This is a genomic window from Pseudomonas sp. 30_B (assembly GCF_017491605.1).
Lineage (GTDB): Bacteria > Pseudomonadota > Gammaproteobacteria > Pseudomonadales > Pseudomonadaceae > Pseudomonas.
Map to the genome: position 1 here is coordinate 73,390 of NZ_JAFGYY010000004.1, position 22,026 is coordinate 95,415.

At 66.0% G+C, this 22,026-nt stretch carries 17 protein-coding genes and 3 tRNA genes; 17 read left to right on the forward strand and 3 right to left on the reverse strand.

Annotated elements, in window-relative coordinates:
• Positions 1-91: 91 nt before the first annotated feature.
• The 14 genes from J5M67_RS05505 to J5M67_RS05570 all read left to right on the forward strand — a co-directional run bounded on the left by J5M67_RS05505 (position 92) and on the right by J5M67_RS05570 (position 13,653).
• Positions 92-1,099 carry an aspartate-semialdehyde dehydrogenase gene (locus tag J5M67_RS05505; protein WP_207884316.1) on the forward strand — a complete coding sequence of 336 codons (1,008 nt, stop codon included), beginning with the start codon at positions 92-94 and terminating at the stop codon, positions 1,097-1,099.
• A 168-nt stretch (positions 1,100-1,267) separates the two neighbouring features.
• Positions 1,268-4,132, forward strand: coding sequence for a FimV family protein (locus tag J5M67_RS05510; protein ID WP_207884317.1), 2,865 nt, complete (start codon positions 1,268-1,270; stop codon positions 4,130-4,132).
• Between the two features lie 19 nt (positions 4,133-4,151).
• Positions 4,152-5,009: a tRNA pseudouridine(38-40) synthase TruA gene (gene truA / locus J5M67_RS05515; RefSeq protein WP_207884318.1), complete on the forward strand. Its 858-nt coding sequence runs from the start codon at positions 4,152-4,154 to the stop codon at positions 5,007-5,009.
• A 57-nt stretch (positions 5,010-5,066) separates the two neighbouring features.
• Complete coding sequence (locus J5M67_RS05520; RefSeq protein WP_207884319.1) at positions 5,067-5,690, forward strand: phosphoribosylanthranilate isomerase; 624 nt, start codon at positions 5,067-5,069, stop codon at positions 5,688-5,690.
• Positions 5,691-5,935: 245 nt separating this feature from the next.
• Positions 5,936-6,811, forward strand: coding sequence for an acetyl-CoA carboxylase, carboxyltransferase subunit beta (gene accD, locus J5M67_RS05525; RefSeq protein WP_207884320.1), 876 nt, complete (start codon positions 5,936-5,938; stop codon positions 6,809-6,811).
• Entirely contained in the window at positions 6,808-8,088 is a 1,281-nt protein-coding gene (gene folC / locus J5M67_RS05530; protein WP_207884321.1) for a bifunctional tetrahydrofolate synthase/dihydrofolate synthase, read from the forward strand. The genes accD and folC overlap by 4 nt, the downstream gene beginning before the upstream one ends.
• An 18-nt stretch (positions 8,089-8,106) precedes the next feature.
• Positions 8,107-8,775, forward strand: coding sequence for an SPOR domain-containing protein (locus tag J5M67_RS05535; protein ID WP_207884322.1), 669 nt, complete (start codon positions 8,107-8,109; stop codon positions 8,773-8,775).
• Positions 8,776-8,879: 104 nt separating this feature from the next.
• Positions 8,880-9,422 (forward strand): CvpA family protein, encoded by a 543-nt coding sequence (locus J5M67_RS05540; protein ID WP_207884323.1) that lies wholly within the window; start codon positions 8,880-8,882, stop codon positions 9,420-9,422.
• A gap of 105 nt (positions 9,423-9,527) precedes the next feature.
• A complete protein-coding gene (gene purF / locus J5M67_RS05545; protein ID WP_207884324.1) occupies positions 9,528-11,033 on the forward strand; it encodes an amidophosphoribosyltransferase in 1,506 nt (501 codons plus the stop codon).
• A 25-nt stretch (positions 11,034-11,058) separates the two neighbouring features.
• Positions 11,059-12,270, forward strand: coding sequence for an O-succinylhomoserine sulfhydrylase (locus tag J5M67_RS05550; protein ID WP_207884325.1), 1,212 nt, complete (start codon positions 11,059-11,061; stop codon positions 12,268-12,270).
• Entirely contained in the window at positions 12,267-13,034 is a 768-nt protein-coding gene (locus J5M67_RS05555) for an SDR family oxidoreductase (RefSeq protein ID WP_207884326.1), read from the forward strand. The genes J5M67_RS05550 and J5M67_RS05555 overlap by 4 nt, the downstream gene beginning before the upstream one ends.
• Before the next feature lie 276 nt (positions 13,035-13,310).
• Positions 13,311-13,386: transfer RNA gene (locus J5M67_RS05560), tRNA-Val, on the forward strand.
• Between the two features lie 16 nt (positions 13,387-13,402).
• Positions 13,403-13,479, forward strand: a tRNA-Asp gene (locus tag J5M67_RS05565).
• A gap of 97 nt (positions 13,480-13,576) precedes the next feature.
• Positions 13,577-13,653 (forward strand) — tRNA-Asp (locus tag J5M67_RS05570).
• Positions 13,654-13,894: 241 nt separating this feature from the next.
• Here J5M67_RS05570 and J5M67_RS05575 read toward each other — a convergent pair.
• Both J5M67_RS05575 and J5M67_RS05580 read right to left on the reverse strand, forming a co-directional pair.
• A complete protein-coding gene (locus tag J5M67_RS05575; RefSeq protein ID WP_207884327.1) occupies positions 13,895-14,932 on the reverse strand; it encodes an AraC family transcriptional regulator in 1,038 nt (345 codons plus the stop codon).
• Positions 14,929-16,047: a carbon-nitrogen hydrolase family protein gene (locus J5M67_RS05580; protein ID WP_207884328.1), complete on the reverse strand. Its 1,119-nt coding sequence runs from the start codon at positions 16,045-16,047 to the stop codon at positions 14,929-14,931. Before J5M67_RS05580 ends, J5M67_RS05575 begins: the two co-directional genes overlap by 4 nt.
• Positions 16,048-16,263: 216 nt before the next feature.
• Here J5M67_RS05580 and J5M67_RS05585 point away from each other — a divergent pair, with 216 nt between their 5' ends.
• The 3 genes from J5M67_RS05585 (at position 16,264) to J5M67_RS05595 (ending at position 21,061) form a co-directional block, all read left to right on the forward strand.
• Positions 16,264-18,297 carry an NADPH-dependent 2,4-dienoyl-CoA reductase gene (locus J5M67_RS05585; RefSeq protein WP_207884329.1) on the forward strand — a complete coding sequence of 678 codons (2,034 nt, stop codon included), beginning with the start codon at positions 16,264-16,266 and terminating at the stop codon, positions 18,295-18,297.
• A 261-nt stretch (positions 18,298-18,558) separates the two neighbouring features.
• Positions 18,559-20,106 carry a chromosome partitioning protein ParA gene (locus tag J5M67_RS05590; RefSeq protein ID WP_207884330.1) on the forward strand — a complete coding sequence of 516 codons (1,548 nt, stop codon included), beginning with the start codon at positions 18,559-18,561 and terminating at the stop codon, positions 20,104-20,106.
• Between the two features lie 43 nt (positions 20,107-20,149).
• Positions 20,150-21,061, forward strand: a complete 912-nt coding sequence (locus tag J5M67_RS05595) for a 1-aminocyclopropane-1-carboxylate deaminase/D-cysteine desulfhydrase (RefSeq protein WP_243434528.1) — start codon at positions 20,150-20,152, stop codon at positions 21,059-21,061.
• Here J5M67_RS05595 and J5M67_RS05600 read toward each other — a convergent pair.
• Positions 21,049-21,993, reverse strand: a complete 945-nt coding sequence (locus J5M67_RS05600; protein ID WP_207884332.1) for a DUF1853 family protein — start codon at positions 21,991-21,993, stop codon at positions 21,049-21,051. The two genes, J5M67_RS05595 and J5M67_RS05600, sit on opposite strands and share 13 nt — an antisense overlap.
• Between the last annotated feature and the right edge of the window lie 33 nt (positions 21,994-22,026).

Below are 22,026 nucleotides of genomic sequence, written 5' to 3' on the forward strand. Positions count from 1 at the left end.
AGCGATGGGCGGCGAGGCACTCGATTGCCTCGCCGTTGGGGGGCAAGTAAAGTGCAGCGCAGTTTACTTCCCTGATATCGCGAGACACTGGATGCCTGAAACCATCGACATCGCCGTAGTAGGCGCCACCGGACTTGTGGGCGAGGCACTGGTCGAACTGCTGGAAGAGCGGGACTTTCCCGTAGGCACCCTGTATCTGCTGGCCACCGGCGAATCCGCCGGAAAATCGGTGGCATACCGTGGGCGCAATGTGCGCGTCGGCAAGTTGTCCGATTTCGACTTCGCCAAAGTCCGTCTGGCCTTCCTCTCCATCACCGCCGATGCCGCCCGTGAGTGTTCCACCCAAGCGCTGGCGGCCGGTTGCAGTGTGATCGACCTGAGCGGCGCGGCGCTGGCCGGGCAGTCCCCGGTCGTCCTGCCGGCGGCCAACGGCGAGGCGCTGGAGCAGGTCAGCTTGCCGGCGCAAATCGCGGCGCCCTGTGCGCCGGCGGCGGAAGTCGCCGAAGTGCTCGCCGCGCTGCGAGACGTGCTTGAGGTTCGCCAGTTGAGCGTCACCGCCTGCCTTTCCGCTTCGGTGCTGGGGCGCGAGGGGGTTCAGGAACTGGCCCGGCAGACCGCCGAGTTGCTCAACGCTCGCCCGCTGGAGCCCCGGCTCGTCGATCGGCAATACGCCTTCAACATGCTGGCCCAGGTCGGTGCGGTGGATGAGCAGGGCCATTCGGCACTGGAGCGGCGCATGGCGGCGGAGCTGATCGCACTCTTCCCCGGGCTGGACGGCGCGCTGGATGTCACCTGTGCCATGGCGCCGGTGTTCTTCGGCGATGCGCTGATGCTGTCGATCACCAGCGCCGCACCGGTTTCGCTCGGAGCTGTGCAGGCGGCCCTGGACGATGCTCCCGGCATCGAGCGGGTCGAAGACGATTATCCGACTGTGATCGGTGATGCGCAGGGGCAGGATACTGTTTATGTCGGTCGCCTGCGTCCCGGTCTGACAAATCCGTGCAAACTGAATTTGTGGATTGCGTCAGATAATGTACGAAAAGGCGCAGCGCTGAATGCTGTGAACTTGGGCGAATTGTTGATAAAACACTATCTGTAAAAGATACTTACCGAATATTTGAAGAAGTATTCTAGCTTGACAATACTGGCTGGGATTGGCGCTGACAGGGGGGATTCCAGACGTGAAAACGCCGGGCATCATGGGCAGCGACAACCTAATAGACTTCGCTCTAATCCAGAAAAAGCTATTAAAACAAGGGATTAAAATATGATCCGGCTTCGTAAACTGGTGCAGGCAATCGCGGCTGCTTCGGCATTGACCACGGGCATGGCGCATGCACTGGGGTTGGGTGACATCCACCTGCGTTCGGCTCTGAACCAGCCGTTGGATGCCGAGATCGACCTGGTCGAAGTCCGTGATCTTGCCCAGGGCGAGGTGGTGCCGAAGCTGGCGTCGCCGGAGGAGTTCAACAAGGCGGGCGTCGATCGCCAGTACTTCCTCACCGGCCTCAAGTTCACCCCGGTCATCAAGCCGAACGGCAAGAGCGTCATTCGCGTGACCTCGGATCGCCCGGTCCAGGAGCCCTACCTGAACTTCCTGGTCGAGGTGCTCTGGCCCAGTGGCCGTGTGCTGCGTGAGTACACCGTGCTGCTCGATCCGCCGCTGTATTCCCCGCAGACCGCCGCAGCTGCCGCGCCGCGCGCGCCCATGGCCGCGCCCGCGCCGGTTTACCGCCAACCGGCTCCGCTCGCGCCGCGTCCGGCCGCCGCGCCGTCCCCGCGCCCAGCCGCTGCGTCGGCACCGTCTTCGCGTCGTCTGGAAGGCAACGAATACCGTACCGGCCGCAACGACACCCTGTGGGAAATCGCAGCGCGTGCGCGTCCGAACAACAGCGTTACGGTCCAGCAGACCATGCTGGCGATCCAGGACCTCAATCCCGACGCCTTCCTTGGCGGCAACATCAACCGTCTGAAGAGCGGCCAGGTGCTGCGCCTGCCGGATGCGGAGCAGATCAAGTCGCGTACCCAGCCCGATGCGGCCGCCGAAGTGACCCAGCAGTACACCGCCTGGCGCGAAGGGCGCAGCCTGCCCACCGGCGGTGCCCGTCAGCTGGATGCCACGCCGCGCGCCAACGCAGGCGCCGCGCCGTCGCAGGCCGAGGAAAAGGACAATCTGCGCCTGGTCTCCGGCGAGAACGGCAAGGCCAAGGGCGGCGACAAGGGCAGCAAGGACGGTAAGGCCATTGCCGACAAGCTGGCCGTCACCCAGGAAAGCCTGGATACCACTCGCCGCGAGAATGAAGAGCTGCAGAGTCGCATGGGCGACCTGAAAAGCCAGATAGACAAGCTGCAGAAGCTCATCGAGCTGAAGGATGCCCAGTTGGCGAAGCTGCAGAGTCAACTCGGCAATGCCCCGCAAGGCGCAACCCAGGCGCCGGCGGCGGATGCTTCCTCTGCTGCTCCTGCTGCTCCTGCTGCTCCGCAGCCAGCAGCCTCGGAGCAAGCCGCTGCTCCGGCTCAGCCTGCAACGCCAGCTCAGTCGAGCGAGCCGGCGGCGCCTGCCGCACCGGTCGCTCCGGAGGCGAGCGCACCTGCAGCTCCAGCTCCAGCTCCGGCACCCGCGGCCGCCAAGCCGGCCGAGGCAAAACCGGCTCCGGCACCCGCTCCTGTCGAGCCTGTCTCGGAAAGCTTCATTGATGAAATCCTGGCCAACCCGATCTGGCTGGGGGCCATCGGCGGTAGCGCCGTGCTGGCGCTGCTCGTGCTGCTGATGGTGATTTCCCGCCGCCGCGCCGCCAAGGAGCGTGAGGAACTGGAAGCCGCGTCCGACGCGGACGACCATGGCCTGGGCGGTGACCTCGACCTGGGTGATGGCGACCTCGACTCCCTCGACGTTCCGCAGGCTGCCGAAGTGGCCGCTCCGGCGGCGTCGGCTCCGGAACGTGTTGCCGCGCAGACCAGCGATGCCCTGGCTGAGGCGGATATCTACATCGCCTACGGCCGCTTCAACCAGGCTGCCGAACTCCTGCAGGGCGCCATCTACGATGAGCCGCAGCGCGCCGACCTGCGTCTCAAGCTGATGGAGGTGTATGCCGAGATCGGTGACCGCGAAGGTTTCGCCCGTCAGGAAAACGAATTGCGCGAGATGGGCGGTGCCGAAGGCCAGGTCGAGCAGCTGAAGTCCCGTTATCCGGGCATGGTCGCGCTGGCTGCCGCCGGTGCGGCGGGCGCCGCCGCCGTGGCAGCTGCCGAGGAGTTCGGCAGCTTCGGTCTCGACGATCTGCATCTGGATTCGCCGGCCCAGCCGGAACCCGTCGCCGAATCGGCTCCCCTGGTGGGAGATCTCGACGACGCCTTCGACCTGGCGCTGGATGACCTCGAGCTGGATGCCGACAAGCCTGTGGCACCGGCGCCGGTCGAGAGCAAGGGTGACGAACTGTCGCTGGACACTTTCGACCTGGACGACGACCTGGCATTCGACGCGCCTGTCGCCGAGCCGGCCAAGGCGGACGACGACTTCGCCTTCGACCTCGACCTGAACGAGGAACCGGTCGCCAAGCCGGCGGACGTATCGCTGTCCGACGACCTGGCCGACTTCGGCCTTGATCTGGAGAAGGATGCTCCGTCGTCCCCGGAAGAGGACTTCCTGCTGGGCCTGGACGATGACACGACCTCGCTGTCCAGTGTCAGTGCGGAGGAGTTCTCCCTCGACAAGGATCACGGCGCCACACCGTCCCTGGCCGACCTGCCGGATGACTTCGATCTTTCCCTGCCGGGCGACGAGCCTGAGCCGATCAAGGCCGACGACAGTTTCTCCGCCCAGCTCGACGAGGTGAGCGCGGAGCTGGATCGCCTGGCGGGTGGCGTTGAAGAACCCAAGGCGCCGGAAGCGGAGCCGGAAGCGAACTTTGCTCTGGATGATCTCGACGTACCCGGCGAAAATGCCGAGGAAGACGACGAGTTCGATTTCCTTTCCGGCGCCGACGAGGCCGCCACCAAGCTCGACCTGGCGCGTGCCTACATCGACATGGGCGACACCGAGGGCGCCCGCGACATCCTCGACGAAGTGCTCGCCGAAGGTAACGACAACCAGCAGCAGGAAGCGCGTGAACTGCTCGGGCGTATCGCCTGAGCCGGAAGGCTCCAGATAGATGAGTGAAGCACTACCCCAAGCGGCGGCCGAAGTGGCCGCCGCTGGCGTTTCCAGGATTGCCCTGGGCGTCGAATACAAAGGTGCCCGATATCGCGGCTGGCAACGCCAGGAAGATGGCGTGCCGTCGGTGCAGGCAGCCCTGGAGAAAGCCCTGTCGAAAGTGGCCGACGAGCCCGTGTCGATCATCTGTGCCGGGCGCACCGATGCCGCCGTGCATGCCAGCGGCCAGGTCGTGCATTTCGATACCGCTGTCGAGCGTCCGCTGAAGGCCTGGATCATGGGCAGCAATGCCAACCTGCCGGCCGACATCAGCGTGACCTGGGCCAAGGTGATGCCGGCGCATTTCCATGCGCGCTTCACCGCCATGGCGCGGCGTTACCGCTATGTGATCTACAACGACCAGATCCGCCCGGCGCACCAGTCCGAGGAAGTCACCTGGAACCACCGCCCGCTGGACGTTTCGCGCATGCGCGAAGCAGCGAAGGCGCTGGTCGGCACCCACGACTTCACCTCGTTCCGCGCCGTGCAGTGCCAGGCCAAGTCGCCGGTGAAGACCGTGCATCACCTGGAAGTGATCGAGCATGGCCGCTTCATCGTGCTGGATATCCGCGCCAACGCCTTCCTGCACCATATGGTGCGCAACTTCGCCGGCGTGCTGATGACCATCGGCGCCGGTGAGCGCCCGGTGGAGTGGGCGGGGGAGGTGCTGGCGGCGCGCGACCGCCGCGCCGGTGGCGTTACGGCGCACCCGTACGGGTTGTATCTGGTGCGTGTGGAGTACCCGGAAGAGTTCGAGTTGCCAGAGCGCTACCTGGGGCCACATTTCCTTTCAAGTTTGCCCGATATCCTTGGCTGACGATGCCAGGGGCATTTGCTACCATCGATCGATCACTTGCCTGAAGGTTGCTGCATCTTGTCCGCTGTTCGCATCAAAATCTGCGGTATTACCCGAGTCGAGGATGCCCTGGCCGCGGCCGAGGCGGGCGCCGACGCGATCGGCCTGGTGTTCTACGCCAGGAGCCCGCGTGCGGTCAGCGTCCAGCAGGCGAGGGCGATCATCGCCGCGCTGCCGCCCTTCGTCAGCACGGTCGGCCTGTTCGTCGATGCCAGTCGCTGCGAACTGGGGGATATCCTCGACGCAGTGCCGCTCGACATCCTGCAGTTCCACGGCGACGAAACGCCCGAAGCCTGCTCCGGCTGGCACCGGCCTTATCTCAAGGCCTTGCGCGTGAAGCCGGGCGACGACGTGGCGGCGCAGATCGCGAACTATCCACAGGCCAGCGGATTCCTGCTCGACACCTACGTGGAAGGCGTTCCCGGCGGCACCGGCCAGGCGTTCGACTGGTCGCTGGTACCCAGGGATGTGAAACGGCCCCTGATCCTGGCGGGCGGGCTGACGCCCGGGAACGTGGCCAAGGCCATCGCCCAGGTGCGGCCTTATGCGGTGGACGTCAGCGGCGGTGTCGAGGCCAGCAAGGGCATCAAGGACGCGCAGAAGATCCGTGACTTCATCGCCCAGTGCCGGTCGGTGGCGTGACGCGGAATCTTCATGTGACGACGTGCGGATTGCCGCCGTCCACTACCCAATCGCTGCCTGGCAGCGCTGGGAGTCGTCGGTGCAAGTCACTGACGCCCCGTATCGAGTGGTGTATTCGTGGCGACGCTTTTGGCGGCGCCTGTGTTTGCGAGGGGTTCGGGTCCTGAGGCCGGAACCGCGACGATGAATTTGCTCAGGGACACGCGCATGGCGACAGGCCGTGCCCCTGCACTGGAGACGAGAGCATGAGCAACTGGCTGGTAGACAAGCTGATCCCTTCCATCATGCGTTCCGAGGCGAAGAAGAGCTCGGTTCCGGAAGGCCTGTGGCACAAGTGCCCGTCCTGCGAAGCGGTGCTGTACCGGCCCGAGCTGGAAAAGACCCTGGACGTCTGCCCGAAGTGCGATCACCACATGCGCATCGGTGCCCGTGCCCGCCTGGACATCTTCCTCGATGAAGAGGGTCGCGCAGAGCTCGGTGCCGAGCTGGAGCCGGTGGATCGCCTGAAGTTCCGCGACAGCAAGAAGTACAAGGACCGCCTGGTCGCCGCGCAGAAAGACACCGGCGAGAAGGATGCGCTGATCTCCATGAGCGGCAAGCTGATGGGCATGCCCGTCGTGGCCAGCGCCTTCGAGTTCTCCTTCATGGGCGGTTCCATGGGTTCCATCGTCGGCGAGCGCTTCGTGCGTGCCGCCAACTACGCGCTGGAACATCGCTGCCCGATGATCTGCTTCTCCGCCTCGGGTGGTGCGCGCATGCAGGAAGCGCTGATCTCCCTGATGCAGATGGCCAAGACCTCCGCCGCCTTGGCCCGCCTGCGCGAAGAAGGCATTCCGTTCATCTCCGTGCTGACCGACCCGGTCTACGGCGGCGTATCCGCGAGCCTGGCGATGCTCGGCGACGTGATCGTCGGTGAGCCGCGCGCCCTGATCGGCTTCGCCGGCCCGCGCGTGATCGAGCAGACCGTGCGCGAGAAGCTGCCCGAAGGCTTCCAGCGCAGCGAGTTCCTGCTGGAACACGGCGCCATCGACATGATCGTGCACCGTTCCGAAATGCGTGAGCGTCTGGCCAAGCTGCTCGCCAAGTTCACCCACACTCCAAGTACCGCGCTCGCAGGATGATCCAACGTACCCTTGCCGACTGGCTCAGCTATCTCGAACAACTCCACCCCACGGCAATCGACATGGGGCTGGACCGCTCCCGTGAGGTAGCTGGCCGGCTTGGGCTGGGGCGTCCCGCCCCCCGCGTGGTGACCGTCACCGGCACCAACGGCAAGGGTTCCACCTGCGCCTTCCTCGCCGCCCTGCTCGGCGAGCAGGGCCTGCGCGTCGGCGTGTACAGCTCGCCGCACCTGCTGCGCTATAACGAGCGCGTGCTCATCGACGGCGTCGAAGCCAGCGATGAGGCGCTCTGCGAAGCCTTCGCCGCCGTCGAGGCGGCCCGTGGCGAAATCTCCCTGACCTACTTCGAAATGGGCACCCTCGCGGCCTTCTGGCTGTTCGAGCGCGCGGGCCTCGATGCCGTGGTGCTGGAAGTCGGCCTGGGTGGTCGCCTGGATGCGGTGAATCTGGTCGACGCCGACGTCGCCGTGGTCACCAGCATCGGTATCGATCACGCCGACTGGCTGGGTGATACCCGCGAAAGCGTGGCCTTCGAGAAGGCCGGGATCTTCCGCGCCGGCAAGCCAGCCGTGTGTGGCGACCTGGAGCCGCCGGCCCCCTTGCTGGAGCAGGCGCGCAGCCTGGGCTCGCCGCTGGTGCTGCGCGGTCGCGATTTCGACCTGGCCCTGGGCGAGGGCGACTGGCACTGGCGCGGCCGCAATGCCGCCGGGGAAGCGCTGACCTTGCATAACCTGCCGTCACTCGATCTGCCGATGGAGAACGCGGCGCTGGCCTTGCAGGTCTATGCCCTCATGGACCTGCCGTGGCAGCCGGAGCAACTGATCGCCGCTCTGCAACGTACTCGCGTGACCGGGCGCCTGGATCGCCGTACCGTGCACTGGCGGGGCGAGGAGCGCCATCTGCTGCTGGATGTGGGGCACAATCCGCATGCGGCCCAGTACCTGGCCGGCCGCCTGCGTGCGGCGCCGCCCAAGGGCGTGCGTCGTGCGGTATTCGGCCTGCTGGCGGACAAGGATCTGGACGGCGTACTGGAACCCGTGCTCGGCTTGGTGCAGGATTGGGCCGTCGCGCCGCTGCCCACCGGTCGCAGTCGGCCGGCGGAAGAGCTGGAAGCTGCGCTGCGTGCCCGTGGCGCGAGCGTCAGTCGTCACGCGGACATCGCTGCGGCGCTCGAAGCGCAGTGCGACGCGTCGTCGGCGGACGACGAGATTCTGGTGTTCGGTTCGTTCTACAGCGTGGCGGATGCCCTGGAGTGGCTCGTCAGGGCTGCTCGATAAGGATAAGGGGAGTGATTCATGGCCTTGCTCGATAAGGGGCTCAAGCAGAGGGTTGTCGGTGCGCTGGTGCTGCTGGCGCTGGCCATCATCTTCCTGCCGATGCTGTTTACCCGCGAGGACGAGATGCGTCAGGTCGTGGTCGAGGCGCCGGTAATGCCCAAGCCGCCGGCCATGCCCAGTGTCGAGGTGCAGCCCACCGAGGTGCCGGAGCCGCAGGCGGAAGAGGCCGACGCTGCTGCGCAGTCGGAAGTCGCCCCCGTGCCAACCGCTCCTGCGCCGTCGGCGCCTGTCGCCAGTGCCCCCGTACAGACGGCCCCGGCCCAGCCGATAGCGCCCGCGCCCAAGCCCGCTGCTCCCGCGCCGCAGCCGGCCCAGGCCAATACCGCGCCCAAGGCGCAGGCTCCAGTCCCGGCGCCCGCTCCGGCACAGCGCCTGGATGCCAGCAACCTGCCGGTGAGCTGGTCGGTGCAACTGGCCAGCCTGTCCAACCGCGCCCGCGCCGACGAACTGCAGAAGCAGCTGCGCAGCCAGGGCTACAACGCCTACGTGCGCAGCTTCGACGGCATGAACCGGGTGTTCGTCGGCCCGGTGGTCGAGCGCGCCGAGGCGGACCGCCTGCGCGACCAGCTGGGCAAGCAGCAAAAGCTCAATGGCTTCGTGGTGCGTTTCCAGCCTGAACGCGGCTGAACTGCTTCGTTAGTCTGACTCAATCAGCCCCATGTCAAACTGGGGCTCTTCTAAATCGAAGGCCTCTGCTAAAATGCGGGGCCTTTCCGTTTCTGGGCCGCAACGTGGCATTTACCTGGGTCGATTGGACGATGATCGGCATCATCGTCATTTCCAGCCTGATCAGCTTGAGCCGTGGTTTCGTCAAGGAAGCCCTGTCGCTGGTCACCTGGATCGTAGCCGGTGCGGTCGCCTGGATGTTCGGCGGCGCCCTGGCCGAGCATCTCGCACCCTACATTCAGTTGCCCTCGGGGCGCGTCATCGCCGCTTGCGCCATTCTTTTCGTCGTCACGCTGTTGCTGGGCGCACTTGTCAATTTCCTCATCAGCGAGCTGGTGCGGGTGACCGGCATGTCCGGCACCGACCGCGTGCTCGGCATGGTGTTCGGTGGCGCCCGTGGCGTGCTGCTGGTGGTGCTGCTGGTCGGCCTGCTGAGCCTGGCGCCGGTGCAACAGGACCCGTGGTGGCAGCAATCGGTGCTGTTGCCACACTTCCTGATCGTCGCCGATTGGTCGAAGAACACCATTCTGACCTTTGCCGGGCACTGGATGTCCGGCGTTACCATCGCTCCGCCGTCCGGAGCGGGTACTTTGCTGCCGGCCCAGTGACGGGCGGGTAGAGGCGACGGGAAGCCGTCGCCGTAACGGCAGGTCCGGTGGATACTGCCGAGTAACGGATTGTTTTAGCCTGAAACCAACTAGGGGTTGCGTCGCATGTGTGGCATCGTCGGTATCGTGGGCAAGTCGAACGTCAATCAGGCGCTCTATGACGCGCTCACCGTTCTCCAGCATCGTGGCCAGGACGCTGCGGGGATCGTCACCTGTCAGGATGACCGCCTGTACCTGCGCAAGGACAACGGCCTGGTCCGTGACGTCTTCCAGCAGCGTCACATGCAGCGCCTGGTCGGCAAGATCGGCATCGGCCACGTGCGCTACCCCACCGCGGGCAGCTCCAGCTCCGCCGAGGCGCAGCCGTTCTACGTCAACTCGCCCTATGGCATCACCCTGGCGCACAACGGCAACCTGACCAACGTCGAGCAGCTGGCCAAGGAAATCTACGAATCCGACCTGCGCCACGTGAACACCAATTCCGACTCGGAAGTGCTGCTCAACGTGTTCGCCCATGAGCTGGCGGTGCGCAACAAGCTGCAGCCCACCGAGGAAGACGTGTTCGCCGCGGTTGCTGGCGTCCACGCCCGTTGCGTCGGCGGCTACGCCGTGGTGGCGATGATCACCGGCTACGGCATCGTCGGCTTCCGCGATCCCCATGCGATCCGCCCGATCGTCTTCGGCCAGCGTCACACCGAGAACGGCGTGGAATACATGATCGCCTCGGAAAGCGTGGCCCTGGACGTCCTCGGCTTCACCCTGATCCGCGACCTGGCGCCGGGCGAAGCGGTGTACATCACCGAAGACGGCAAGCTGTTCACCCGCCAGTGTGCGGCCAACCCGCAATACGCGCCGTGCATCTTCGAGCACGTCTACCTGGCGCGTCCGGACTCCATCATGGATGGCATCTCGGTCTACAAGGCGCGCCTGCGCATGGGCGAGAAGCTGGCCGACAAGATCCTCCGCGAGCGTCCGGACCACGACATCGACGTGGTCATCCCGATCCCGGACACCAGCCGCACCGCCGCGCTGGAACTGGCCAACCGCCTGGGCGTGAAGTTCCGCGAAGGCTTCGTGAAGAACCGCTACATCGGCCGTACCTTCATCATGCCCGGCCAGGCAGCGCGCAAGAAATCGGTACGCCAGAAGCTCAATGCCATCGAGCTGGAATTCCGCGGCAAGAACGTGATGCTGGTGGACGACTCCATCGTTCGCGGCACCACCTGCAAGCAGATCATCCAGATGGCCCGCGAGGCCGGCGCGAAGAACGTCTACTTCTGCTCCGCCGCCCCGGCGGTGCGCTACCCCAACGTCTACGGCATCGACATGCCGAGCGCCCACGAGCTGATCGCCCACAACCGCAGCACCGAAGAGGTCTGCGAGCTGATCGGCGCCGACTGGCTGGTGTATCAGGACCTGCAGGACCTGATCGAATCCACCGAGGGCGGCAAGATCAAGATCGATCACTTCGACTGCGCCGTGTTCAACGGTGAATACGTCACCGGCGACGTCGACGAAGCCTATCTGAACAAGATCGACCAGGCGCGCAACGACGCGACCAAGAGCAAGGGTGCCGCGGTCAGCGCCATCATCGATCTGTACAACGACTGATTCAAACGATTAGGGAGAGCAGGGCATGGCTCAGGAATGGGAAGCCGGCCGGCTGGACAGCGACCTGGAGGGCGTCGGCTTTGACACCCTCGCGGTGCGCGCCGGTCAGCGCCGCACCCCGGAGGCAGAGCACGGCGAAGGCCTGTTCACCACCTCCAGCTACGTGTTTCGCAGCGCCGCCGATGCGGCCGCGCGTTTCGCCGGTGAAGTGCCGGGCAACGTCTACTCGCGCTACACCAACCCCACGGTGCGCACCTTCGAGGAGCGCATCGCCGCGCTGGAAGGCGCCGAGCAGGCGGTGGCCACGTCCACCGGCATGTCGGCCATCCTCTCCCTGGTGATGAGCCTGTGCAGCGCCGGCGACCACGTGCTGGTCTCGCGCAGCGTGTTCGGCTCGACCATCAGCCTGTTCGAGAAGTACTTCAAGCGCTTCGGCATCCAGGTGGACTACCCGCCGCTGAGTGATCTGAATGCCTGGGAAGCGGCCTGCAAGCCGAACACCAAGCTGTTCTTCGTCGAATCGCCGTCCAACCCGCTGGCCGAACTGGTGGACATCGCCGCGCTGGCCGATATCGCCCACGCCAAGGGCGCGCTGCTGGCGGTGGATAACTGCTTCTGCACCCCGGCGCTGCAGCAGCCGCTGAAGCTGGGCGCGGACGTGGTGATCCACTCGGCGACCAAGTACATCGACGGCCAGGGCCGTACCATGGGCGGCGTGGTCGCCGGTCGCCGCGTGCACATGGAGCCGGTCGTCGGTTTCCTGCGTACCGCTGGCCCGACCCTCAGCCCGTTCAACGCCTGGATCTTCATCAAGGGCCTGGAAACCCTGCGCGTGCGCATGCAGGCCCATAGTGCCTCGGCCCAGCAGGTTGCCGAGTGGCTGGAGCAGCAGCCGGGCGTGGAGCGCGTGTACTACGCGGGCCTGCCGAGCCATCCGCAGCACGAACTGGCCAAGCGTCAGCAGAAGGGCTTCGGTGCGGTGGTGAGCTTCGAGGTGAAGGGCGACAAGGCCGCGGCCTGGCGCTGCATCGACGCCACCCGGATGATCTCCATCACCACCAACCTGGGTGACACCAAGACCACCATCGCCCACCCGGCCACTACCTCCCACGGACGCCTGTCGCCGCAGGAGCGCGAGAACGCCGGCATCCGTGACAACCTGATCCGCGTCGCCGTGGGCCTGGAAGATGTCGCCGACATCACGGCCGACCTGGCGCGGGGCCTGGCGGCCCTGTGAGCATGGCGGACATCCTCGGCAACGGGCGCGTCGTCCTGGTTACCGGGGCGGCGCACGGCATCGGCCTGGGCATCAGTGCCTGGCTGATCGCCGAGGGCTGGCAGGTGGTGCTGGCGGATATCGACCGTGAACGCGGCCCGAAAGTCGCCGCGGCACTGGGCGAGCGCGCCAACTTCATCGCGCTGGACGTGGCCAATGAAGGGCAGGTGGCGGCGGCGATTGCCGAGGTGATCGGCCTGTATGGCCGTCTCGATGCGCTGGTCAGCAATGCCGCCATTGCCCGGCCGCACAACAGCGCGCTGGAAAGCCTGGGGTTGAACGAGTGGAACCGCGCCCTGGCGGTGAATCTCACCGGTCCGATGCTGCTGGCCAAGCATTGCGCGCCTTATCTGCGCGCGCACAATGGCTCCATCGTGAACATCGCCTCCACCCGTGCACACCAGTCCGAGCCGAACTCCGAAGCCTACGCGGCAAGCAAGGGTGGGTTGCTGTCGCTGACCCATGCACTGGCCAGCAGCCTGGGCCCGGAGATTCGCGTCAACGCGGTTTCCCCCGGTTGGATCGATGCCCGCGACCTGCGCGAGCGCGAGGCCGAGCCGTTGACCGAACTGGACCATGATCAGCACCTGGTCGGTCGTGTCGGCACGGTGGAGGACGTCGCCTCGGCGGTATCCTGGCTGATCGGCGACAGCGCCGGCTTCGTCACCGGCCAGGAGCTGATGATCGACGGCGGCATGACGCGCAAGATGATCTACCTCGACTGAGTGTCGGGCGTGGAAGAGGAGGGCGGCCCGAGGGTCGCCCTTTTTTCTTTTGCGGCGTGGGTGGACGGTTTGGGCGTTGGGCTGTTCGCGAGCAAGCTCGCTCCTACAGAAGAGCGCAGGTGCCACACCTGTAGGAGCGAGCTTGCTCGCGAACCCCGGTCTGCACCGAGGTCGTAACAGTGCGCCGAACTTTTTTCGCGGAAAATGAAAAAAAGTTCAATCAGGGCATTGACTTAGGATTCGTCGGCTGTAGAATGCGCCCCACTTCGAGACGAAGGGTGATTAGCTCAGCTGGGAGAGCATCTGCCTTACAAGCAGAGGGTCGGCGGTTCGATCCCGTCATCACCCACCACTCTCGCAAGTTACGCGCAGCGGTAGTTCAGTCGGTTAGAATACCGGCCTGTCACGCCGGGGGTCGCGGGTTCGAGTCCCGTCCGCTGCGCCATTTTCCCCCTCCTTGGTTCCTACCCCGAACCGGCTTGTCGAGTGACTCACTCCAGGCGCAAGGAGGTTGCTGTACCGGACGCAAGTCCAACCGACACGCAGCGGTAGTTCAGTCGGTTAGAATACCGGCCTGTCACGCCGGGGGTCGCGGGTTCGAGTCCCGTCCGCTGCGCCATATTCGAAAGCCCTCAGGTAGCAATGCCTGAGGGCTTTTTCGTTTCCGTCCGAAAAGCTTTGTAAGACGCTGTCACAGCGCGTTCACTTTCGACGTCTAGCTTTTTATCCGTGGTCTTTGCTAAAACCGGATCGAACGGTCAGGAGAAAAGCCAATGGACGACTATCAGGAAGAACTGCTGGAACTGCACGCCGTGGAACAGGATCTGCCGGAGCCGGCCGACGACGCCACGGAGATGTGATCAGGCGCTGTGGCGCTGGGCGCGGCGGAACTCCCCCGGCGTCTGCCCGCTCCAGCGCTTGAACGCGCGCTGGAAGGCCTCCGCGGAGGCGAAGCCGAGCAGGTAGGCGATCTCGCCAAAGGCGAGGTCCGTGTCGCGGATGTAGATCATCGCCAGGTCGCGGCGGGTGTCATTGAGGATGCTGCGGAACTGCGTGCCTTCCTCGGCCAGCTTGCGTCGTAGCGTCCAGGTCGGCAGCTTCAGGCGCGCGGCGACTTCCTCCAGGTCCGGTTCGCGACCGTTGAGCATCGGTCCCAGCAGTTGGGCGACGCGCTCGCGCAGGCTGCGCGTGCGGGTCATCTGCTCCAGTTCCTTCTCGCAGATTTCCAGCAATTGCCGCCAGGTGTTCGGGCAGTGGTCCGGGTTGCTGCGCGCAAGCGCTGCCTGATCCAGGCGCAATTGGTTGTGCTCCGCGCCGAATTCCACCGGGCAGCCCAGCATCTCCTCGAAGCGCGAAGCCCAGGCGGGCGCCGGATACTCGATCTCGACCTTCTCCGGGCGCAGTGGGTGCGCACCGATGCTGCCAAGCATGCTCACCCAGCCAGCCAGCACCGAGTCCACCACGAAGCGGTTGTAGGCGTTGTACGGGCTGATGGAGTAGAAGCGCAGCCAGGCGCCGCTGGCGTCTTCGATGAAGCTGCTCTGGCCGCGGTAGTTGTGCGCGTACAGTGTCTCGAAGCGGATCAGTGCGCGGGCGGCAGCGCGTACGTTGGGTGCTTGCGCCGCAGTGACGCCGGCCAGGCCGCTCTGGCTGGGGCGGCTCAGCTGGCCCATGCGCAAGCCCAGGGCGGGGTCGCCGCTCTGCTGGATGGCGGCGTGCCCCAGGCGCATGTAGCGCGGGATCGACAGGCGCGCGCCGGGCTCGCCAAGGCGTGCAGCATCCAGTCCGTATTGTTCCAGCAGCGGTTGCGGTGCGACGCCGCTTTCCGCCAGTGCGTCGGCGAGACTGTGGACGAAGCCCACGGACAAATCGCCAAGACGCATGGTCGGACGGCTCATAGCCAGAGATTGATCAGGCGAGCGCCGGGACCGTCCGGCGCCAGGGTGTGGCTGTCGCCACTGACCACCAGGCTGCGGCCGTCGCTGCCCAGGTCCCAGAGATGGCCGCGCAGGAACACGGTGATGCCGGCACGGGCGCCGCTTTCGCCGATGCGTCCGGCCAGGGCCAGTCGTTCCCAGGCTTCGCCTTCGCTCAGTTCGCCCGGTTTGAGCTGTACGTCGCTCGGTGTGGCGGCGCCGTTGTAGCCCTTCCAGGGCTTGTTCCAGTTGCCATTGCCGGTGAGGAAGGCCGGCACCACGATGAAGTCCGGCTTGTTCGCCGCCAGCGCGGCATAGCCCGCCGGGTACCAGCTGTCGGCGCAGATCAGCACGCCCAGGCGCCCGGCGGGTGTCTGCAGCACTTGCAGGTCATCGGCGTCGGCGCCACGGGTAAAGCGTTTCTCTTCGTCGATGGGGAACAGCTTGCGTTGCGGCTTGCCCAGCGGCAGGCCGTCGCTGCCGAAGACCTGGCTGACGTTGTAGAGGCGGCCGTTGCCCGTGCGGATCTGTCCTTCGACGATACGCGGGTTGGGCAGCACGATGGAGCCGGCGACTATGGTCACGCCGAATTCCTTCGCCAGGGAGCCGAACAGCGTCTGGTAGTCGTGGGCCATGTCTACCGCCTTCATGCGGAACAGGGCATCGGCCATGCGGTCTTCAGCCTTGGCGCCGAGCCAGCCGCGCGCCACTTTCAGCGGATTGCTGGCAACCATCCACTCCATGGCTTCGGCCAGGTGCTCGGTCTGGTAGACCTCGGGCTTCTCGCCGGCGGCCACCAGCCAGGTGCCGATGTGCTCGGGGAAGACCACCACGGTGCGCGGGTTGATCAGCCCTTCGTCACGGGCCTTGGCCAGGTAGGCGTGGAATTTCAGGCGCAGGCGCTCGACGCTCTGATAGTCCTGGGTGAAGAGTTCCGGCTGCACGCCCAGCAGGTTGCCGCGTTCGGAGGGCTCGCCCTGGTTGAGTGCGACCTGGCTGCGCAGGTCGGAGAGGTAGTGGCCCACCGGGCGACGCTCCGCCCAACCGGCATAGCCGGCGAACAGGATCACCAGGATGAGGAAAATCAGCTTGCGCATGGGGAACGAGTACTCGGTAGATGCCCACAGGGTAGGGGTTAGGCCGGGCGTTGCCAAGTCGCGGTGTCATCTGCGATCAGTAAGTTGTTACTTTTGATCATTGAGCGGGGCAGGGTGGCTCCTTAGAGTCTGCCCCATACCGACCGCGCCCCGTGCCTCGCGTTCCCTGAGCGAACGCGCCGAGGGAGCGGCGCCACCGTGACTGCTGGAGGACGTATGACCGCCCCTTATCCGCACCTGCTCGCCCCCCTGGACCTGGGTTTCACCACGCTGCGCAACCGCACCCTGATGGGCTCCATGCACACCGGTCTGGAAGAAAAGCCGCAGGGCTTCGAGCGCATGGCGGCCTACTTCGCCGAGCGCGCCCGTGGCGGCGTCGGCCTGATGGTCACCGGCGGCATCGGCCCGAACGAGGAAGGCGGCGTGTATTCTGGCGCGGCCAAGCTGAGTACCCCGGAAGAGGCCGAGAAACACAAGGTCGTCACCCAGGCGGTGCACGAGGCGGGCGGCAAGATCTGCATGCAGATCCTCCATGCCGGTCGTTACGCCTACAGTCCCAAGTCCGTGGCGCCCAGCGCCATCCAGGCGCCGATCAACCCGTTCAAGCCGCGTGAGCTGGATGAAGAGGGCATCGAGAAGCAGATCGCCGACTTCGTCAATTGCTCCAGCCTGGCCCAGATGGCCGGCTACGACGGCGTCGAGATCATGGGTTCGGAAGGCTACTTCATCAACCAGTTCCTGGTCGCCCACACCAACCACCGCACCGACCGCTGGGGCGGCAGCTACGAGAATCGCATGCGCCTGCCGGTGGAAATCGTCCGCCGCGTGCGCGAGGCCGTGGGTCCGAACTTCATCATCATCTATCGCCTGTCGATGCTCGATCTGGTGGAAGGCGGCAGCACCTGGGACGAGATCGTCCTGCTGGCCAAGGCCATTGAGCAGGCCGGCGCCACCCTTATCAACACCGGTATCGGCTGGCACGAAGCGCGTATCCCGACCATCGCCACCAAGGTGCCGCGCGCGGCCTTCACCAAGGTCACCGCCAAGCTGCGCGGCGAGATCGGCATTCCGCTGATCACCACCAACCGCATCAATACCCCGGAAGTGGCCGAGCAGGTGCTGGCCGAAGGCGACGCCGACATGGTCTCCATGGCCCGTCCGTTCCTCGCCGACCCGGATTTCGTCAACAAGGCCGCCGAAGGCCGTGCCGACGAAATCAACACCTGCATCGGCTGCAACCAGGCCTGCCTGGACCATACCTTCGGCGGCAAGCTCACCAGCTGCCTGGTGAACCCGCGCGCCTGCCACGAGACCGAGCTGAACTATATCCCGACCACCCACGTGAAGAAGATCGCCGTGGTCGGCGCCGGCCCTGCCGGCCTGTCCGCCGCCACCGTGGCCGCCGAGCGTGGCCATGAGGTGACCCTGTTCGATGCCGCCGGCGAGATCGGCGGCCAGTTCAACGTGGCCAAGCGCGTGCCGGGCAAGGAAGAGTTCTACGAGACCCTGCGCTACTTCAAGCGCAAGCTGGAGACCACCGGCGTCGACCTGCGCCTGAACACCCGCGTCAGCGTCGACGACCTGGCCAAGGGCGGCTTCGACGAGATCATCCTCGCCACCGGTATCGTGCCGCGCACCCCGGCCATCCCGGGCATCGAGAACGCCAAGGTGATCAGCTACCTGGACGCCATTCTCGAGCGCAAGCCGGTGGGCAAGCGAGTGGCGGTGATCGGCGCCGGCGGCATCGGCTTCGACGTCTCCGAGTACATCACCCACGACGGCGAATCCACCAGTCTGGATCGCCACGCCTTCTGGAAGGAGTGGGGCATCGACGAGAACCTGGAAGCCCGAGGCGGCGTTGCCGGCATCAAGCCGCACCCGCACGCGGCGGCGCGCCAGGTATTCCTGCTGCAGCGCAAGAAGTCCAAGGTCGGCGACGGCCTGGGCAAGACCACCGGCTGGATTCACCGCACCGGGTTGAAGAACAAGCAGGTGCAGATGCTCAACAGCGTCGAATACCTCAAGGTCGACAACGACGGCCTGCACATCAGCGTCGCCGGCGGCGAGCCGCAGGTGCTGCCGGTGGACACCGTGGTCGTCTGCGCCGGCCAGGAGCCGCTGCGCGAACTGCATGACGGCCTGGTCGCCGCCGGACAGCGCGTGCACCTGATCGGCGGTGCCGATGTGGCCGCAGAGCTGGACGCCAAGCGCGCCATCAATCAGGGCTCGCGCCTCGCCGCCGAACTCTGAGTCGAAAGCCCCGCAGCGCAGGCCCCGGAGCGTTCCTCCGGGGCCTGCGTTTTTTACGGAATGACAAACTGCATCACAGTTTCGTCTCGCCATTCACCCGCCTGACCTGACCGGCAGGTCGGGTGCCAACCCAGTCACATTGCCTGCGACATTATTTCCCCTAGACTGGTCCGGATGTCAGGGCATTCCTGCCATCAGGGTGCCACTTTCCTACGGCATCATTTCCCAGACTTCCTCCCGCACAGGCCCAGAGGTCAATCGATGAGCATGCAGAAGAAGCCTCAGATGGTGGAAGCCGTGGTCTTCTTCAATGACCGTGGCGTTTGCAAGGAAATGCTCTACCCCGAATTCGAGGCGCTGCTCGATAACGTCGTGCAGATGCCGGACCTGGCCGAGCAGCAGGTGCAACTGGCCTATGTGCTGATCAACCCGCGCCTGATGGTCAAGGCGGCGGTGTTTTTCTACCTGGACTTCGACGAGAACGGTGAGGCCGACCGCGGCTGGAACCTGCCCCTGCGCAACCTGGCCGATCGCGCCGGCCGTGGCCCGGACCTGGGCGCCGGCCCCATCCGCCTGGCCTGCCGTAGCCAGTGCCCGGTGCCCTGGCACCAGATGCACCTGTGGGACCCGGTGTTCGAAGGCGACGACAGCCATCTGGCCAAGCTGCGTGCCGCGGCGAAGCGCAACAATCTCGGCGTGCTGGTGGAAGAAGAGCCGGCGGCCGTCGAGCCCCAGCGCCTGCAGATGGCGGCCGAGCACCAGTGGTATGCGCCTTCCGAGGAGGAGTCCCGCGAAACCGCCGAGAAGCTCGCGCGGGAAATGCTCCAGGAGCACGAACAGAAGACTGCCGCGCTGCTCGACCAGCAGGAGCTCCGTCTGTCGCAGATCAGCCAGCAGCACGAACAGGAACTCAGCCGCCTGAAGCTCGATGCGCAGGAGCAGATCCAGGTACTGCAGGCCGAGGTCTCGATACTGCGCGAAGGGCTCAAGCGCGAAGAAGACATCAACGCCGACCTGCGTCGTGAACTGGACGGGCAGGTCAGCGGATTTCAGCGCGGCCGTGAAGAACTGACGGAGCAGCTGCGGCAGATCGAGGCCAGTGGCCGCGACGAACTGGAGCAATTGCGCCAGCAGATCGAGGACGAGGCCAAGGCCCGTATCGCCGCGCTGGAGGCTCGATACCAGGAGCAGGTTTCCGTCCGCGACGCAGAGCTGGGTTACCGCCACGAGCTGGACCAGCAGCTGCAGCAGGAGAACCAGCAGCTTCAGCAGGAAAGCCGGCGGCTTCAACAGGAAAACCAGACGCTGCACCAGGAAGCCGAAAAGCAGCGCCAGGACGCCGAGCGGTTGCGGCAGGCGCTCGACCTGCTGAAGCAGCAAAGCACGCAATGGCGCGAGCAGGCGGAGGAACTCCAGCAGAGCGTCGAGAGCCTGCGCCAGGAACTGGCGGCGCAGTCGACCGGGGCGGCGGACAGTTCGATGCTGGAGCGCCTGGCGGGTCAGGGTGTGGTCTTCGTGGTCTATCACCCGGGCGCGGGTCACCTGACGCTGTCGCTGGCGGATGTCACCCGCTATCAGGAAAACCCCATGGCCTTTGCCGCCGCCAAGTGCTTCGTCTCGGAAGACCAGTACCGCCAGTGGTTGGCCCATTACCAGCAGCCGACCTGCGAGGGGCGGCTGTCCAATGGCGACCGCTGCGCCCTGCCGATCGACCGCGTGGAAACGCCCGGGCGCTTCATCGAAGGCGACAGCAACTGCTGCGCGCGCCACAAGACCGCTGGCCGCCTGCGCAGCGTCACCACGGCTTGAGCGGGGCGCCTTGCAGTACCCTGACTGGCGTCCCGTCGCACCGCTGCAACCCGTTCACCTGAGTTGGCTCGATCGCGCTGGCATCGAGCTGGCGCTGTTGCGCCTGGATCAGGTCGATGCGCTGATCTGCGGCAACAAATGGTTCAAGCTCGCGCCCTACCTGAAGCAGGCTGCCGATCTTGGCCTCCAGGGCGTGATGAGCCTGGGCGGAGCCCATTCCAATCACCTTCATGCCCTGGCGGCGGCCGGTGCCCGCTTCGGTTTCCGCACCGTCGGGCTGCTGCGCGGCGAGGAGCAGGACAACCCCACGGTCGCCGACCTGCGCCGGCTCGGCATGCAGCTGCACTGGCTGGGCTACGGTGGTTATCGCCAACGGCATGAGCCGGGCTTCTGGGCGCCCTGGCGCGATCGTCACCCCGATCTGCTGCCGGTGGGCGAGGGCGGTGGCGGTCTGCCTGGTGCGCGAGGTTGTGTGCCGATGGTGGCAATGACCCGCGAGCAGTTGGCGGGCATTGGCTGGAGCGACTACCAGCAGCTGTGGGTCGCCTGCGGCACCGGCACCACCCTGGCCGGCCTGGTGCTGGGGGAGGAGGGCGCGCACCCGGTGGTGGGCGCCCTGGCGGTACCGCCGGGGCATGGCGTCGAGGTGCAGGTGCCCGGGCTATTGGCGGAGGCTGGCGTCGAGATATCCGGCTACCGGTTGATCGATGCCAGCCGCGGCGGTTTCGGGCGGATCGACCCGGAATTGGCGCGCTTCATCCTGGATGCGGAAGCCGAGTGCGGGGTGCCGCTGGAGCCGCTGTACACCGGCAAGCTGCTGCTGGCGCTGCGTGACGAAGTGGTGGCCGGGCGGATCGATCGGGGCAGCCGCATCGTCGCTGTCCATACGGGCGGTCTGCAGGGGCGCCGGGCGATGCAGGAGCGCCTCCAGGCGCTGGCCATTCAGCGCGAATAGCCACTGTGCACCCGCGGCCAGCGGTCGCCCACCAGGAACAGGCGTTCCTGTTCGCGCCAGCGCCCGTCCTGGAACGCCAGGCGGACCAGCAATTGCGGGAAGCCGTCCTCCGGCAGTTGGGCCAGCCAGTCGGCGAACTGCGCGGCCGTCCAGCGCCCATCGGCATCGCAGGCGGCTGGCGCCAGCCAGCGTTTGCGTGACAGCACCTGCCAGCCCTCCGGATGCTGCTCCTGATAGCGCGGCCACTCCTGGCGGTGCAGCCAGCGGCCGTGCAGATGGTGGTCGCAGGCGCCGGCGGGCGGCGGGCAACGCGCCGGCCAGGGGTAGAACAGGTAGCCGCCGAGCCAGAGCCCTGCCGAGGGTGTGCCGTCGCTGAATTCGCGAACCACGCGCAGTCCTTCGGGCGTGGCGGAGAGCGGCAACTGGTGCTGGTAGAAGTGTTCGATCTTGCGCAGCAGGTGGTCCTCCGCGCCGGGGCCGAGCCAGGCGTTCGGCCCGTCTTCGCTGGGGCCGAGGTAGAGCTTGATGGCCAGTTCGAGGTGATGCAGGCCGTCGTCGTCTTCCAGCAGCAGGTCCAGCTCGCCGAGGGTGTGGCCGTTGTCGCGCACGGGCAGGTTGGCGGCCAGCAGGTGCAGGTCGGGCGCCTGCTCCAGGGCGTATTGCCAGAGGCGCTCGTAGTAGCGGCCCAGGCGTTGGTGCGGGGTGCTTTCCAGTTGTTCCAGCAAGTGCGCGGGCGAGCGTTCCAGTGCACGCAGCCAGTCGGCCAGCCGCTCAGGCTCGGTGAGCCAGCGGCTGGCCGCCAGCGGGTGGCGCAGGGCCGGGCTGCCGGAATTGAGCAGCGGCGGAGAGAGCAGCGTCCAGGCCAGGTCGCGGACCTGCGGCTGGCGCAGCTCGATCAGGAGTTCATCCAACAGGGGGGTAAGAGCGCTCATTCCCCTAGCCTAGCCGCTCAGACAGCGCTGCGG